This window comes from Actinokineospora iranica (genome assembly GCF_900101685.1).
In the GTDB taxonomy this organism is placed as follows: Bacteria; Actinomycetota; Actinomycetes; order Mycobacteriales; family Pseudonocardiaceae; genus Actinokineospora; species Actinokineospora iranica.
Genome location: NZ_FMZZ01000002.1, coordinates 392,857 through 407,454 on the forward strand (window position 1 = coordinate 392,857; position 14,598 = coordinate 407,454).

A 14,598-nucleotide genomic window follows, 5' to 3' on the forward strand; every position below is an offset into this window, starting at 1 on the left:
AAAACGACCACCGACACCCGCCGGTTGCGAGCGTCCGACCGGCCATCGGGATGAGCCGGTCGGACGGCCCGGTTTCCCGGGCTGGCACGTCCAGTCTGCCGAGCCGCCGCCGGGAAGTCCTTGGCCGACAGTGCACAGTGCTTTGACACTCTGTCCACTCCGGCGGCGGCGCGCGCCCTACGCCAGCTTGTTCGCCTGGCGGATGACGCGCACGATCTCGGCCATGATCTCGGTCATCTCGTAGTCCTTGGGCGTGAACACCCGGGCCACGCCGTTCTCGATGAGGATCTTGGCGTCGTCCGGCGGGATGATGCCGCCGACGACGACCGGGACATCGCCTGCCCCGGCCGCGCGCAGGCCCTCGACCACCGCGGGCACCGCCTCCAGGTGCGAGCCGGACAGGATCGACAGCCCCACCACGTGCACGCCCTCCTGCACCGCGGCGGCCACGATCTGGTCCGCGGTCAACCGGATGCCCTGGTAAACCACCTCGAACCCGGTGTCGCGGGCGCGCACGGCGATCTGCTCGGCTCCGTTGGAGTGCCCGTCCAGGCCGGGCTTGCCAACCAGCATCCGCAGGCGCTCGCCCAGTTCCTCACCGGTCGCCTTGACCTGCTCGCGGACCTTCGCCAGCTCAGCGCCCGCCTCGCCGGACGCGGACGCGCCGGAGACACCCGTGGGGGCGCGGTACTCGCCGAAGACCTCGCGCAGGGCCGCGGACCACTCGCCGGTGGTGACACCCGCGCGGGCGCAGGCCAGCGTCGCCTCCATCAGGTTGGCGTCGGTCTTGGCCGCGTCACGCAGGGCGCGCAGCGTCTCCTCGACCGCGTCGGCGTCCCGGTCGGCGCGCCAGCGGGCGATCGCCTCGACGGCCTCGCGCTCGGCGACCGGGTCGACGGTCTCGATGGCCTTGGCGCCCTCGGCCTGCAGCGGGCTGGGCTCGGTGGTGTCGAACTTGTTGACCCCGACGATGGTCTCCTCGCCCGCCTCGATGCGCCTGCGGCGCTCGGCGAGGGAGCCGACCATCTGGGTCTTCATGTAGCCGCTCTCCACGGCCGCGACCGCGCCGCCCATGGCCTGCACGCGGTCGATCTCCTCGCGCGCGCCTGCCAGGATCTCGTTGACCTTGGCCTGGATGACCGGCGAGCCGTCGAACAGGTCCTCGTACTCCAGCAGGTCGGTCTCGTAGGCGAGCACCTGCTGCATCCGCAGCGCCCACTGCTGGTCCCATGGCCGGGGCAGGCCAAGCGCCTCGTTCCACGCGGGCAGCTGGATCGCGCGGGCGCGGGCCTTGCGGGACAGCGACACGGCCAGCATCTCCAGCACGATGCGCTGGACGTTGTTCTCCGGCTGCGCCTCGGTCAGGCCGAGGGAGTTGACCTGCACGCCGTAGCGGAACCGGCGCTGTTTGGGGTCGGCGATGCCGTAGCGGTCGCGGCAGATCTCGTCCCACAGCTCGGTGAAGGCGCGCATCTTGCACATCTCTTCGACAAACCGCACACCCGCGTTGACGAAGAAGGAGATGCGGGCCACCACATCGCCGAACTTGTCCTCGGGAAGCTGCCCGGAATCGCGGACCGCGTCGAGCACCGCGATCGCGGTGCACATCGAGTACGCCACCTCCTGCACCGGGGTCGCGCCGACCTCCTGCAGGTGGTAGCTGCAGATGTTGATCGGGTTCCACTTCGGCACGTTGGCGACGGTGAAGGCCACCATGTCGGTGATCAGCCGCAGGCTGGGCCCGGGCGGGAACACGTAGGTCCCCCGGGAGAGGTATTCCTTGATGATGTCGTTCTGCGTGGTGCCCGCGAGCTTGGCGACGACCTCGTGCCAGTCGCGGCCCTCGGCCTCGGCCTGCTCCTGGGCCACCGAGACGTACAGCGACAGCAGCCACATGGCCGTCGCGTTGATCGTCATCGAGGTGTTGGCCTCGCCGAGCGGGATCTGGTCGAACAGGGTGCGCATGTCGCCGATGTGGCTGACCGGCACACCGACCTTGCCCACCTCGCCCCTGGCCAGCTCATGGTCGGGGTCGTACCCGGTCTGCGTGGGCAGGTCGAAGGCGACCGACAGCCCGGTCTGGCCCTTGGCGAGGTTTCTGCGGTACAGCTCGTTGGACTTGGCCGCGGAGGAGTGTCCGGCGTAGGTGCGCATGACCCACGGCCGGTCGCGCTCTCGATCAGTGGGGTACGGCACCGAATAACCTCCGTGTTAATCAGTCCTTTTCGTAGATACTACTGGTCAGTAACACATTGTGGGGTCGTGCCATTGCTCACAGGTCCGGAGGAGGATGGGCGGCATGGACCTGCCCGCGCCGTATCTGACGCTGGTCGCGCTGCTGGTGGTCGGGCTGCTCGGCCTGGTCCTGCGGTGGGCGTTCGCCTCTGACAGCGACCGGCGCAAGGACTACGGGCTGCTGCGGGAGGTCGCGAAGGTGCCCAGTCCTGGAGCGGCTCGGTTCGTGGAGGAGCGGCTGCGGGAGGTGGGGGTGCGGGCGACGACTGTGCCTGCCGAGGACGGGGAGGGGCTGCGGGTGCTGGTGTTTCCCGGGGATGAGCGGGCGGCTATCGCTGCGTTGCTGGATGAGCGGTGAGGTTGGGCTGTCTGTGTGGGGCTGCTCGATGGGGTGGAGTGGTCCCGGGCTGGGTCGCGGGGTTGCTCGATGGGGTGGAGTGGTTTCTTCGGGGCCCCTATGAAGGAAGATCGCCCGTGTGAAAGAGGGTGGGAAGCCTGCGGCATCACACGCGCAGCCAGCTTAGCGATCTTCCTTCTCCCCCGAAGAAACCACTCCACCCCATCGAGCACCTGGCGGGCGTTTGTGGGCCTGGCAGGTGGGTGAGTTCCCGGCAAGGCTTGGCCTGGTGGCCTGGTGGCCTGGTGGCCTGGTCGGCTGGTCGGCTGGTCGGCCGGTGGGCTAGCGGATTGGGCTTACCTGCGGGCTAGCGGATTGGGATTACAACGCCTGCTGAGGTGCCGCCTCGGCGGGTGGGTTCGCCTACTGCCAGGACTTGGCCTCGGTGGGTGAACTCCAGGGCTGCTGCCGCGCCGATTTCTGCTTGTTCGGTGAAGGTGTGACCGAGGGTGCGTAGGCCGCCTGCTTGGGTGATGAACGCGGGCTCGGCTGTGGTGGTGGCGGTGTTGCGTTGGGTGGCTCGGGGGCTGGCTACCGCTTCGGGGAGGGGCATGTTGAAGTCGAGGCGGTTCACCAGGATTTGGAGGACTGTGGTGATGATGGTTGAGCCGCCCGGTGAGCCCAGTGCCAGGAAGGGTTTGCCGTTCTTGAGGACGATGGTCGGGGACATGCTCGACCGGGGGCGCTTGCCGGGGGCGGCGAGGTTGGGGTCGGGGGCGGAGCCCTGGGTGGGGGTGAAGTTGAAGTCGGTCAGTTCGTTGTTGAGGAGGAAGCCCCGGCCTGGGACGACGATGCCGCTGCCGCCGACCTGTTCGATGGTGTTGGTGTAGGAGACCACGTTTCCGCGTGCGTCGGAGACGACGAAGTGGTTGGTGTGCACCTCGTTCTCGTCGGTCTGGGGGGTGGTGGCCGTGGGGGCGCAGTCGGTGGCACCGGGGTTCCCGGGGGTGGCGGGAGCGGGGATGACGGTGGCGGGGTTGATCAGGCAGGCGCGTGAGCGGGCAAAGGCGTCGGACAGCAGTTGCCGTTGAGGGACGTCTACGAAGCGGGGGTCGCCGATGTAGCGGTTGCGGTCGGCGAAGGCGAGTTTGCTTGCCTCTAGGTAGTAGTGCAGGGCCTTGGTGCGGTCCAGGGCGCCCAAATCGACAGTCTCCAGGATGTTCAGCGCCTCGCCGACGGTGATGCCGCCGCTGGAGGATGGGGCCATTCCATAAATATCCAGGCCCCGGTACTGGATGTGGGTCGGCGCCTGGTCGATGGTGCGGTAGCCGCGCAGGTCCTCGACGGTCATCGTGCCCTTGGGTGGGGTGATGGTGGCGTCGGGGGCGAGTGGGGGGTTCTGAACAGTGGTGGCGACGTCGTGGCCGATGGGGCCGCCGTAGAAGGCCCGGGTGCCGTGGCGGGCGATCTCCCGGTAGGTGTCGGCCAGGTCGGGGTTGCGCAGCGTGGAGCCGACCTCGGGTGGGGCGCCGCCGGGCAGGAACAGCGCCGCGGTGGAGCTGAACTGCTTGAACCGCGCCTGGTTCTGCTCGATCTCCTTGCGCAGCTGCGGGGTGACCGGCCAGCCCCGGTCGGCGACCTTGATGGCGGGCTTGAGTGTCTCGGCGAGGGTGAGCCTGCCCCAGCGCCGCAACGCGCGCTCCCAGGTGGCGAGCATTCCGGGGGTGCCGACCGACAGGCCGCTGGTGACCGCCTCGGGGAACGCATACGGCTTTCCGGTGGCCGGGTTGATGAACATGTCCGGGCCGCCTGCGGCGGGGGTGGTCTCCCGACCGTCGATTGTGGACACTTCGCCGGTGCGGGCGTCGTAGTGCACGAAATATCCGCCGCCGCCGAGGCCCGCCATGTTCGGGTCGGTGACGCCGAGGGTCGCGGCGACGGCGACGGCGGCGTCAGCCGCTGTTCCGCCGCGCCGCAGCACATCCAGGCCTGCCTGGGTCGACTCCACGGTGTCCGAGACCACCGCCCCGCCATACCCCTTGGCGACCGGGGTCTTTTCCAGTGGCCGGGAGGCGGACGCGACCGACGAGGACACCAACCCGGTGACGGCCACGCTGACTGCGAACAGCACGCCTATTCCGCGGCGAACACGCATCACGACCTCTTCCCCTTGGCATACGCGGTGGTCCAGTTCTACTCGCCGCGCGGTGCCCCTGCCACCCGCCGAACACGGTGGAGCAACGGCATTAGCTGGCCCGAGGTAAGGCGTTCAGCCATTCAGCCGCATGGATCGCTGCGAAGGCGGCAAAAGGGGACTACGGCGAAAACGGGACTTGAGCGGGTCGCGCGGCCGGGTCAGGCGCCAGGGGTGATCGGTTCGGCGTCCACGCGGCGGACATCGGCGCCGAGGCGCTGCATGTTCTCGACGAACATCGGGTAGCCGCGGTCGATGTGGAAAACGTCCCACACCTGGGTGACACCCTCCGCGCACAGGCCCGCGAGGACCAAGCCGACGCCCGCGCGGATGTCGGAGGCCCAGACCGGGGCGCTGGACAGCTTGGGGACGCCGCGCACGACCGCGTGGTGGCCGTCGGTGCGGGCGTCGGCGCCGAGGCGGATCATTTCCTCCACGAAGCGGAAACGGGCCTCGAACAGGTTCTCGGTGATCATCGATGTGCCGTCGGCGATGGCGGTCAGCGCGATAGCGAAGGGCTGCAGGTCGGTGGCGAAGCCGGGGTAGGGGAGGGTGACGAAGTCGACCGCGCCGGGGCGGCCGTGCTGGGTGACGCGGAAGCTGTCCTCCGCCGTGGTGATCTCCGCGCCCGCGGTGCGCAGCTTCTCCAGCACCAGGTCGAGGTGGTGCGGGTCGACGCCCTTGACGGTGATGTCGCCGCGGGTCATGACCGCGGCGAACGCCCAGGTGGCTCCGACGATCCGGTCGCCGACGACCCGGTGTTCGGTCGGCTGCAGCGAGGTCACGCCGTGCACGGTGAGGGTGGAGGTGCCCGCGCCCTCGATCTTGGCGCCCATCTGCTGGAGCATCACACACAGGTCGACGATCTCCGGCTCGCGCGCGGCGTTGTCGATCACCGTGGTGCCGTCGGCGAGGACGGCGGCCATCAGGATGTTCTCGGTGGCGCCGACGCTGGGGAAGTCCAGCCAGATCTGCGCGCCGTGCAGGTTTTCCGCGTGCGCGACCACGCAGCCGTGCTCGATCTCGCTGCTCGCGCCGAGCTGGCGCAGGCCGTTCTGGTGCATGTCCAGCGGCCGGGAGCCGATCGCGTCGCCGCCGGGCAGCGCCACCACGGCCCGCTTGCAGCGCCCGACCAGCGGGCCGAGCACGCACACCGAGGCGCGCAGCTTGCCCATCGACGCCGAGTCGGCGCGGTGGTTGAGCTCGGCCGGGGTGGTGATCCGCGCGGTGTCGCCGTCGAGGTCGACCGCGCAGCCCAGGCTGCGCAGCACGTCGGCCATCAGCGGGACGTCCAGGATCTCCGGGCAGTTGGTCAGCGTCGTGGTGCCCTCGGCGAGCAGCGCCGCCGCCATCAGCTTGAGCACGCTGTTCTTGGCGCCGACGACCTCGACCTCGCCGACGAGCCGGGCGCCGCCGTGAACCTGGAAGTGCTCTGTCACGCGAGCAATGATGCCCCGCCGGGTGCGCGCGGCCACGCGCGGCCCTCAGGACCGCGGCAGGGTCCCGAACAGCTCCTCGATCTGGCGGGTGATCGCCGACTCGGTGCCCGGGGCCAGGGTCACCCAGTGCCGCGCGGCGCTGGGCCTGCGGGTGAACAGGTAGCGGTGGCGGTCGGTGTCGTAGACGCTGACGACGTAGCTTGCGCGGACCCGCCGCTGGAACCGGGGCGTGCGGGCGGCGCCGAAGTGCGCGACCCGCATGGTGTTCCCGACGACCTCGGCGAGCTTGCCCGCGTCCGCGCGCCCGACCCCGCGGGAGGCCAGCGCGGCGGCGAACACCGACGGGTCGGACCCGGCCCGCTTCGCCGCGGCGTCGAGGTCGTCGGCTGGCACCGTGACCGACTGCCCGGTCCCCGGCGGGCACGGCGGCAGCAGCGACACCGCGGTCGCGCTCGCCCGCGCCCGCGTCACCGAGCACAGGCCCAGCGCGCGCCGGTCGAGGACGGCGACGGTGGCCTGGGCGCCCCGGCCCGCGATCAGCGCGGAAACCCTGGGCTGGTCCAGGCGCGGGTGCAGCCTGCCGTCGAGTTCCCATTCCGGGCCTGCCAGGCGGCGCAGCCACTTCTCCAGCCTCGGGTCGAAGTCCCCCGGTTCGCCCAGCCCGCGCGCCGACAGCGACCGCCAGGCCGCGCGCCGCAGGTCGTCGCGCTCGGCGAAGGTGCGCCCGTGCGAGGGGATGTCCAGGATCGGGTGGAACGAGCCGAGGTCGAAGTGCTCCCACAGGAAGTCGTACTCCGGCCAGCTCAGCTCCACGGGTCTGCCCACAGTGGACTACTCCGCGCCGAGAACCGGCGGCGACACGTACGGGTCGCCGTCCCAGAAGTCGTCGTGGCGCTCGTGCAGGTACGCCGGGGCGACATGCTCCCGGTCTTCCTCGGCTGGCAGTCCCGCGCCGCCGCCCATCGGCAGCGCGCCGAGCCCGCCGCCCCTGGCCGCGCCCCGGCCCGCCGGTTCGCCCCGCCGCTGCGCTTCCCCGGCGACCGGCGCGCCCCGGCCCGGCTCGCCATGGCTGTGCTCGCCTCGGCTGTGCTCAGCCCGGCCCTGCTCGCCACGCTCACCGGCGAACGCTTCGCCGCCCCGGGCCCGACCCGCGCCACCGCGGTCCGGCTCGCCGCCACCCGCGCTCCGGTTCCGCTCGGCCGCGCCGAGAAGCGGGGCCTGGTCGCCCACACGGGCGACACCCGCGCTGTGCCGCCCCAACAGGTCACCCGACTGGGTCGCGCCCGGGGGAACGACACCGCTGGCCGAGGTGCTTCCGGTGCCCTGGTGGCCGGGATTCGGCTGCCGCGCCACCGGATCGGCGTCGGCCACGGCCGTGCCGTCCCGGTCCCCGGGCACCGCGACGCCGCCTCGGTCCTCGGCCGCGGGCCGAGCCTGGGCACGCGGTTCCGGGGCGGGTGGCTCGACGGCAGGCCCCGACCGCGTTCGCCCACTGCCCGTAGGTCCCACGAAAACCCCCTCGGCCGACCCGGCGACCGACGGGGCGGCCGGGGCGACCGCCACCGACTGCGGCGGGACGAAGGCGCCCACCGAGCCCACCGCCGCGTCGGACACCGTCGCGTAGGCGCGCATCAGCTCCACCGCCCGCTGCTTCGCCTCCTGCGCGGCCCGCTCCTGCTGGTCCTGGTCGGTCTGCCCGCCCAGCAGGTGCACGAACCCGGCGGCGATGCCGCCGAAGTCGGAGTTCGCCGTCGAGGTCACCGGCACCGGTTCGGGCATGTGGTTGGCGGTGTGCGCGAACGCCTCGCCGACGTCGCGGACGCTGGTGTTGGTCGCCACGCCCGCTTCCCCGGAGTCGCCTGCCCACTGCGCCAGCGGGCTGGTCCCGGCGGCCATCGCCTCGGCGGCCAGCCCCTCCCAGGTGACCCCCGCCGCCGCGAGCGCCTGCTCGGTGTCGGCGCGCGACTCGATCATCAGCGCGCTGAACTCCAGCCACGCCCGCTCGGCGTCGGCCACCGCGCCCGGCCCGTTCGCCTCGGCGTGGACCATGTCGAAGAGCTTGCGGTGGGTGTAGAACGCCCAGTTGTCCTCCGACGCCCCCGCGTCCCGCTCGATCCGCCCCGTCACGGCGCCACCAGCGTGGACATCGCCGACTCCGCGACCTGGTGCGCGTACTCGCACCGCTCCGGCACCCGGTCGGCCTGGCTCCGGTAGACGAGCACGGTCGCCAGCAGATATTGCCCATCGGCGGTGTCGACGGCCACCTCGCACCCCAGGTCGTCGAAGTCCAGCGTCAACTCGATGGCCGGGAAGCCGGACACCGGCTCGGCGTCCGCCACGACCGTGCGCCGGGTCCCGTCGAACCACGCCGAGAATCCCTCGGTGACCACCGTGGTCAGGTTGATGGCCGCCGCGTTCGAGTGGAAATGACAGCCAGGAGACCGATAGGCCTCCCGCACCTTCGGGCTGGTCGGCCGATCGATGTGCAGGCGCGCCCAGTCCGACTCCGGCAGCAGCGTGCACGGATTCTTGCCGTCCAACCGGATTTCGCGCGGACGCTCGGGCCTCGGCTGACTGTCCACGACGTCCTCGACGGGCACCGGCTGACCGGCCATCGCGGTGGTGCATCCGGTCATCGCGACACCCAGCAGCGCGAGCGCGGCGATCCGGCGTGCGCGGCGGCTCATTCGGCCGTCCGCGTGAGCGCTTGGCGGTTCTCGTCCTCGGCGCCCGCGTAGGCGCGGGCCATCTCGCTCAGGGAGGCGACCACGGCGCTCAACTGGTCCAGATATCCCTGAGCGGCGCGCACCGCTGATTCGCCGTTCGCCCCCAGCGCCGCCACTGTCTTGGCGCTGCGCGGATCGGCTCCCGGCGGCGGGATACTGGCCAACCGGTCGCGATTGGCATAGACGAAGTCGGCGACCTTGCTCCGACAATCCTCAAACCGGCGTTTCAATTCGAGAATCCGGTCTGGCTCGACGCGCATCGTCGCGACGGGCAGGCCCGCGCCCACCGGCCCGGCCACCTGCCCATCCGGGTAAAACGGCACAGCCCCACCCCCGTGAGTAACCGTCCGTACGCTCTACGGCAACGTCGACGCTAGCAATGACCGCCGCCAAGTCCGACGGTTGTGCGGAGAACCACCCAGACGGCAGACAGCTTGGCCTGCCGTCCATGCGCGGTCAGTAGGGTGAGCCCATGTCGGTTCGCATCAATCGGGTCTACACCAAGGTCGGCGACAACGGCACGACTGCGCTGGGTGACGGCTCCCGCGTCCCCAAGACCTCTCCCCGCCTGGCGGCCTACGCCGACGTGGACGAGGCGAACTCCGCGATCGGCGTCGCCATCGCGCTCGGGCGGCTCGGCGACGAGTTGGGCGAGGTGCTGCGGGCCGTGCAGAACGACCTGTTCGACGTCGGCGCCGACCTGTGCGCGCCGGTCGTCCCCGACCCGCCGTACCCGCCGCTGCGCGTCACCGAGCCCTACATCACGCGGTTGGAGGGCTGGATCGACGAGTTCAACGAGCGGGTGGGGAAGCTGACCTCGTTCATCCTCCCCGGCGGCACCCCCGGCGCCGCGCTGCTGCACGTGGCCCGCACGGTCACCCGGCGCGCGGAGCGCAACGCCTGGGCGCTGATGGAGGACGACCCGGAGCGCACCAACATCCTGGCGGCGAAGTACCTCAACCGGCTCTCGGACCTGCTGTTCGTCCTGGCCCGGGTCGCCAACCCGGACGGCGACGTCCTGTGGAAGCCCGGCGGCGACCGGGACTAAGAGGCCCAGGGAAGGCGCTGGCCGGGCGGGGCACTTTCCAGCCAGGAAAGGAAACCGGTCAGCGCGTCCGGGGTCATCGCGATCTCGACCTCGGGATGCGGCGGGCCGCCCAGCAGGTTCTCGACGCGCAGGACCCGGGAGCCCAGCGGCATGTTCGGCATCTCGAAGCGGCCGGGGTCGCGGCGCGCGGCGATCTCCAGGCCCGCCCGGTGGATGACGCGGTCGGGGCCTGCCCGCAGGCTCAGCGCGCGGAACCAGGCGAACTCGTCGCCCTGGTAGCGGCCGACGCCCAGGTGCCAGCCCTTGCCGGTGTCATCGATGCGGGTGCGCAGGGCGACGTGGATGCCGCCCGCGCGCAGCAGCCGCACGCGCCGGACGACCAGGAGCAGGAGAACGACCAGGACAGCGGCCAAGAGCGTCACGACCACCACGCTGATGTCCACTGGCCGCTCCCGCCCGCTAGGCCGTCATCAGGCGGATTGCTCGGCGGCGCGCAGGCGCGCTGCTGCCCGGTTGCGCTCGTCGGTGTCCGTGTGTCGCAGGTCCGAACGGGCCTGGGTCACGTCGATCTCGCCTGCGAGCTCCGCGGACTCGGCCAGGATGCTCACCGAGTCGGCCGTGACGGAGAGGAAACCGCCGTGCACCGCGGCGACCACGGTCTCGCCGTCGGTGGCGCGGATCTTCACCACGCCGCCGTCGACAAGCTGGCCGAGCACGGGCTCGTGACCGGGCATGATGCCGATCTCACCCTCGGTGGTCTGGGCGACCACGAACGTGCCGGTACCCGACCACAGGCGTCGTTCCACGGCGACCAGCTGGACGGACATCTCAGCCACGGGTGTCTCCTTCGGCTCGCGGTTCCCCGTCAGTCTAGTCGGACTGCCGTCAACCTCCCCAGCCAGGCCGGTGTCGGTTAGGGCATACGACACTTCGACCACAGGGGGTGACGACGATCGACGGGGATGACGAGTTCGCCGAGTTCGTCGCGCACAGGTCCACCGCGCTGCTGCGCACCGCGCCGAACTGCGGGTGCGCGCCCCTGACTGTATGCGCCGACCCAGCGTTGGCGTCAGAGCAGAGGCCGTCAGGATCGGGATGCTCGCGCGAGCAGGGTGCCGAGCTCGCCGGGGGTGGGCGGGGCGACGATCTCTATGGTCACCGAGCCGAATCCGTTGGCGCGCAACCGACTCTCCCACTGCTCGACCGGCAGGTGGTACTGGCGGATCAGCCGGTCCGCTGAGGGTGGGGTATCGCTGGCGGGCAGATGGGAGAAAACCAGGACACCGCCCGGTGTCAACGCTTCGCGGACGAGCGGGAGCAGTATCTCGGGGTCGGTGAACCAGACCGCGCCGAAGACTGAGTAGACGACGTCGTAGGTCGCCGGATTGGCGGCGAGGTGGTCGACGGCGTCGGCGGTCACGAACTCGATTCCCCCCAGCGCGCCCCAGATGTGTCGTGCCGTGGTGGTTCGGGTTGGAGCGATGTCGACGCCGACGCAGCGTGCTCCCAGCGTCGCGAGATGGGCGAGGTTGGCGCCGGTTCCCGAGCCCAGCTCGACCACTTTCCTGCCGTCTACCGGGCCGAGGACGGACTCGTCGGGGCCATGGTCTGGATATTGGGTCCAGTTGAGCCACGTGGCGGCCCCCACGGCGTTGGTCGCGCGGCGAGGACTCGCCTTCTGGGCGAAGCGTTCCCAGGCTTCGGCGGGTGTGGTCAACTCTCGTGCCTTTCTTGCGGGCGCGCCTCGCGTCCGCTGGTCGGACGCGAGGCGCGCATACGACGATCTACTTCTTCGTGGGGCTGTCGTGGCAGCACGCGTGGCACTGGTGGCAGTCCACGTCCTGCGCGCCCCACAGTTCGATGTCGAGCGGGAACCCGGCGGCGCGAATGGCTTGGATGGTGCCATGTAGCACCTTGGGTTGCCCGGCCCGCTCCTCCGGCAAGTGCGGCACGTGGTGCAGGTAGACCCCGGCGTGCTCCAAGCAGAAGTCCCAATACCGTGGGGTGTCCAGGACGAACGAGTGGACGCCCTTGTCCACTTGGGAAGTCGGCCCCATTGGCACGTCGGGGTTCTCCGCCGAAGTCACCAAGTACGCCACCGTCTGGCCGAAGGTGCGCTCGGCCAAGTCCCGATCCATGCCGTAATCACGCATGATCAACCGGACCTCCCGCTCCCACACCTCCTCGGACACGCACGTCCTGGGGTCTCGCAACGCGACACCGAGTGAGGTCATTCCAGTTCTCCCTTCGTTCGGATCACCGCGCCGGTCGACGCGGAGAATCAGGGGGCCCACAGCGTCGGGGCACGTCCCATGACCAGATGCGGCGCAAGCCGTTGACCCGGCTCTGGCAACATCAACAGCTCATCCACGACCTCGACCAAGCCGCCGTCGCGCTCCCACGTGATGCCACCCGTGTAGTCACAGCGCAGCGCGGCGGCGTCGGTGATGAACCTGACCCGGATGGCGTCCGCCCAGCCGTGTGGCCAAGTCCGCACGCCGTGCACCTCGACCACACGGCCGTCAACCACCGTGGGCAGGAAGACCCAACCGACTTCGCGCAGGTCTATAAGGCGTCGCAACTCAGGGAACGCGGCCACAGCCGCCGTCTCGGCGTTCACCGAGCAACCTCCCGAGACGCGGGCGCGTGAGGCACCGACCGGTGCGGCGTCGGGGGCAACCGCACCGGCCGAGTACAGGGAGCGACAGGAGCGGCGACCAGTCATGGCGCTGTCCCGCCAGGCCGACCAGATCCGAACCGCACAGGTCGTGCTGGATTTCATGCCATCGACACCACCGCTTCTCACAAATCGTGACGCTACGATCACGTGGCAGAATCGGGAACGGACCGACAGTGCGAGTGCGTTCTCCGCCAGCGCCTTCAACAAGGGGGCTCCGTTGCAGAGCAAGTCGCCAACTCTGACCCAGAGTCAGGGTGTACCCCTGACGGGCGTGGTCGCCGGGTTCGTGCTCAAACTGGCCCGCCGATCCGCATGTCTGACCCAGGAGAGCTTGGCCGAGTCGCTGCAGGTCGATGTGACCACCATTCAAGGGTGGGAATCCGGCCGTCGGCCATTGGCCGCAGTCCAAGCCGGGGACGTCCTTCGGCTCGGCTCCAGACTCGCGCACCTGGGTGCGCCTGCCTCGACCAGACGGCACCTGCGCGAAGCCATGGAGGCCGACTTGGTGCTATCCACCGGGGTCGCCGCAGCGGCGACCTGGGTCGGCCCAGAAGCTCACCCGCTGGCCGGGCATGTGCACCGACGGAGTCTGACAAACCTGATCACCTGGCCGCTGACCGGAGACTTGCCACCGCAACTGATCGAGTTCACCCCAAAGATTCCCAACCGTGGCCCCACAGCACTGCGGCCACGCCTGACAATCGAAGCGACTTCTCGGTTCCTCGACCACCTGATGACCGTGGTAGAGCACTGCAAGCGACCGCAGGACGCACTACTGCGACGCCAGGCCGTCTACCTGCTCGGCTTCGACAAACGCCCACATGTGGCCGACTGGCTCCGAGGTGAATGGGACCGCGCCAGCCGCCGCCCCGTGGCTGAGGGCGACGTCACGGCCCTGATGGAAGCTCGTTCGGCATCGGTCACCTTGGCCGCTACGGGCGATGGCGGACGCCTACACGATTTTCTCGGCGTGACCTCGGGTGCCTCAGCGGAGGTCGCGAACCTGAACTACTGGGCGCACTGGGTTGGCGAGTCCGCCGACGAGCACAGCACAGACGACTTCATGCGAGACGAAAATTCCGGCCAATGGCACGGTGTGCGGCTCCTGCGTCACCTCATCGATCGGCTAGTCCCCGACTCTGCGCACCTTCCGCTGAACCTGCACACGATGCACTCGCTTGTCGCGTCCCGACCCGCGCTGCTCACCGACAGCCCGCGCATCCGGCCCTTGCTGTCCGAAGCCCTGGACCGGATAACGTCGGCAGGCACCCTTACCCGTACCGGGCGCACCCAGGTAGCAGGACTGCACTACGCGCTCCGACTCGCTGAACGCTAGGAGAAACCGTGCCCGAACAGTCCACAGAGGCCGCCGCGGTCGCCGCTTTCGGTTATGAACTGGGCATCTTGAAGCGAATGCGACGCGCGGGCTGGTGGCACGTGGGCGTGCGCGACCCCGAGTCGGTCGCCGAGCACACGATGCGGGCAGCGCAGTTGGCCGCGCTGATCGCGGCGGAAGAGGGGGCCGACCCGGCGCGGGCGGCATTCCTCGCGCTCTGGCACGACGTGTCCGAGACCCGTACCGGGGACCTTCCGCACACCGCCAAGCCCTACCTGACCAAGCCCGATCCTCGCCGGATCGTCGCCGATCAGACCGAGCGTCTGCCTGCAGCGGGCCGCGACCTGGTTCGCGCGGCCGTGGACGAGTACGAGGACAGGCAAACCCTCGAAGCCCGTTGCGCCGCCGACGCCGACAAACTGGAGATGCTGTTGCAGGCCGTCGAATACCGCGACACCGGAGTCCAGCGAGTCGACGGCTGGATCGACTCCGCTCGCAAGGGGCTCACCACCGAGACCGCGCGTGGCATCGCGGAAGCGGCGGTCGCCCTCTCCCCCTTGGCATGGCGCGAGCGCTGACACACGCAGGCAAATACCGAAAGGG

16 protein-coding genes are annotated in these 14,598 nt (G+C 70.2%); 4 read left to right on the forward strand and 12 right to left on the reverse strand.

Annotated elements, in window-relative coordinates:
- Positions 1–177: 177 nt before the first annotated feature.
- Positions 178–2,196 carry a protein meaA gene (locus BLS56_RS07140; RefSeq protein WP_091449119.1) on the reverse strand — a complete coding sequence of 673 codons (2,019 nt, stop codon included), beginning with the start codon at positions 2,194–2,196 and terminating at the stop codon, positions 178–180.
- A 103-nt stretch (positions 2,197–2,299) separates the two neighbouring features.
- Between BLS56_RS07140 and BLS56_RS07145 the strand changes: the two genes are divergently transcribed.
- Entirely contained in the window at positions 2,300–2,593 is a 294-nt protein-coding gene (locus BLS56_RS07145; RefSeq protein WP_091449120.1) for a hypothetical protein, read from the forward strand.
- Positions 2,594–2,939: 346 nt separating this feature from the next.
- Here the strand turns inward: BLS56_RS07145 and ggt are convergent, their stop codons facing one another.
- The 6 genes from ggt to BLS56_RS07175 all read right to left on the reverse strand — a co-directional run bounded on the left by ggt (position 2,940) and on the right by BLS56_RS07175 (position 9,254).
- On the reverse strand, positions 2,940–4,727 hold the full coding sequence (gene ggt / locus BLS56_RS07150) for a gamma-glutamyltransferase (protein WP_091449296.1): 1,788 nt from the start codon (positions 4,725–4,727) through the stop codon (positions 2,940–2,942).
- A gap of 200 nt (positions 4,728–4,927) precedes the next feature.
- Positions 4,928–6,205, reverse strand: coding sequence for a UDP-N-acetylglucosamine 1-carboxyvinyltransferase (gene murA, locus BLS56_RS07155; RefSeq protein WP_091449297.1), 1,278 nt, complete (start codon positions 6,203–6,205; stop codon positions 4,928–4,930).
- A 45-nt stretch (positions 6,206–6,250) separates the two neighbouring features.
- Positions 6,251–7,030 (reverse strand): ESX secretion-associated protein EspG, encoded by a 780-nt coding sequence (locus BLS56_RS07160; RefSeq protein WP_091449121.1) that lies wholly within the window; start codon positions 7,028–7,030, stop codon positions 6,251–6,253.
- Positions 7,031–7,036: 6 nt separating this feature from the next.
- Positions 7,037–8,332, reverse strand: a complete 1,296-nt coding sequence (locus BLS56_RS07165; RefSeq protein ID WP_091449122.1) for a PPE domain-containing protein — start codon at positions 8,330–8,332, stop codon at positions 7,037–7,039.
- Positions 8,329–8,892, reverse strand: a complete 564-nt coding sequence (locus BLS56_RS07170) for a DUF3558 domain-containing protein (RefSeq protein ID WP_091449123.1) — start codon at positions 8,890–8,892, stop codon at positions 8,329–8,331. Before BLS56_RS07170 ends, BLS56_RS07165 begins: the two co-directional genes overlap by 4 nt.
- The gene (locus BLS56_RS07175; protein ID WP_139190548.1) at positions 8,889–9,254 is read right to left on the reverse strand and encodes a PE domain-containing protein; all 366 of its coding nucleotides are present in this window, start codon (positions 9,252–9,254) and stop codon (positions 8,889–8,891) included. Before BLS56_RS07175 ends, BLS56_RS07170 begins: the two co-directional genes overlap by 4 nt.
- Before the next feature lie 149 nt (positions 9,255–9,403).
- Between BLS56_RS07175 and BLS56_RS07180 the strand changes: the two genes are divergently transcribed.
- Positions 9,404–9,979: a cob(I)yrinic acid a,c-diamide adenosyltransferase gene (locus tag BLS56_RS07180; RefSeq protein ID WP_091449125.1), complete on the forward strand. Its 576-nt coding sequence runs from the start codon at positions 9,404–9,406 to the stop codon at positions 9,977–9,979.
- Here the strand turns inward: BLS56_RS07180 and BLS56_RS07185 are convergent.
- The 5 genes from BLS56_RS07185 to BLS56_RS07205 form a co-directional block, all read right to left on the reverse strand.
- On the reverse strand, positions 9,976–10,422 hold the full coding sequence (locus BLS56_RS07185) for a DUF2550 domain-containing protein (RefSeq protein WP_091449126.1): 447 nt from the start codon (positions 10,420–10,422) through the stop codon (positions 9,976–9,978). The two genes, BLS56_RS07180 and BLS56_RS07185, sit on opposite strands and share 4 nt — an antisense overlap.
- A 27-nt stretch (positions 10,423–10,449) precedes the next feature.
- The gene (locus tag BLS56_RS07190) at positions 10,450–10,815 is read right to left on the reverse strand and encodes a F0F1 ATP synthase subunit epsilon (RefSeq protein ID WP_091449127.1); all 366 of its coding nucleotides are present in this window, start codon (positions 10,813–10,815) and stop codon (positions 10,450–10,452) included.
- 248 nt (positions 10,816–11,063) lie between these two features.
- Positions 11,064–11,696: a class I SAM-dependent methyltransferase gene (locus BLS56_RS07195; RefSeq protein WP_091449128.1), complete on the reverse strand. Its 633-nt coding sequence runs from the start codon at positions 11,694–11,696 to the stop codon at positions 11,064–11,066.
- A 67-nt stretch (positions 11,697–11,763) separates the two neighbouring features.
- Positions 11,764–12,213, reverse strand: a complete 450-nt coding sequence (locus BLS56_RS07200) for a glycine-rich domain-containing protein (RefSeq protein WP_091449129.1) — start codon at positions 12,211–12,213, stop codon at positions 11,764–11,766.
- A 47-nt stretch (positions 12,214–12,260) separates the two neighbouring features.
- The gene (locus BLS56_RS07205; protein ID WP_091449130.1) at positions 12,261–12,599 is read right to left on the reverse strand and encodes a hypothetical protein; all 339 of its coding nucleotides are present in this window, start codon (positions 12,597–12,599) and stop codon (positions 12,261–12,263) included.
- A 103-nt stretch (positions 12,600–12,702) separates the two neighbouring features.
- On the opposite strand from BLS56_RS07205, the gene BLS56_RS07210 reads away from it, so the two are divergent.
- Positions 12,703–13,995, forward strand: coding sequence for a helix-turn-helix transcriptional regulator (locus tag BLS56_RS07210; RefSeq protein ID WP_091449131.1), 1,293 nt, complete (start codon positions 12,703–12,705; stop codon positions 13,993–13,995).
- Between the two features lie 8 nt (positions 13,996–14,003).
- Positions 14,004–14,573: an HD domain-containing protein gene (locus BLS56_RS07215; protein WP_267463898.1), complete on the forward strand. Its 570-nt coding sequence runs from the start codon at positions 14,004–14,006 to the stop codon at positions 14,571–14,573.
- The last annotated feature ends 25 nt before the right edge of the window (positions 14,574–14,598 follow it).

Bases quoted from the DNA above. Each gene is read 5' to 3' on its own strand.
- BLS56_RS07145 (WP_091449120.1), top strand. From the start codon at position 2,300: ATGGACCTGCCCGCGCCGTATCTGACGCTGGTCGCGCTGCTGGTGGTC.
- BLS56_RS07210 (WP_091449131.1), top strand. From the start codon at position 12,703: ATGGCGCTGTCCCGCCAGGCCGACCAGATCCGAACCGCACAGGTCGTG.
- ggt (WP_091449296.1), bottom strand. From the start codon at position 4,727: ATGCGTGTTCGCCGCGGAATAGGCGTGCTGTTCGCAGTCAGCGTGGCC.
- BLS56_RS07170 (WP_091449123.1), bottom strand. From the start codon at position 8,892: ATGAGCCGCCGCGCACGCCGGATCGCCGCGCTCGCGCTGCTGGGTGTC.
- BLS56_RS07200 (WP_091449129.1), bottom strand. From the start codon at position 12,213: ATGACCTCACTCGGTGTCGCGTTGCGAGACCCCAGGACGTGCGTGTCC.
- BLS56_RS07180 (WP_091449125.1), top strand. From the start codon at position 9,404: ATGTCGGTTCGCATCAATCGGGTCTACACCAAGGTCGGCGACAACGGC.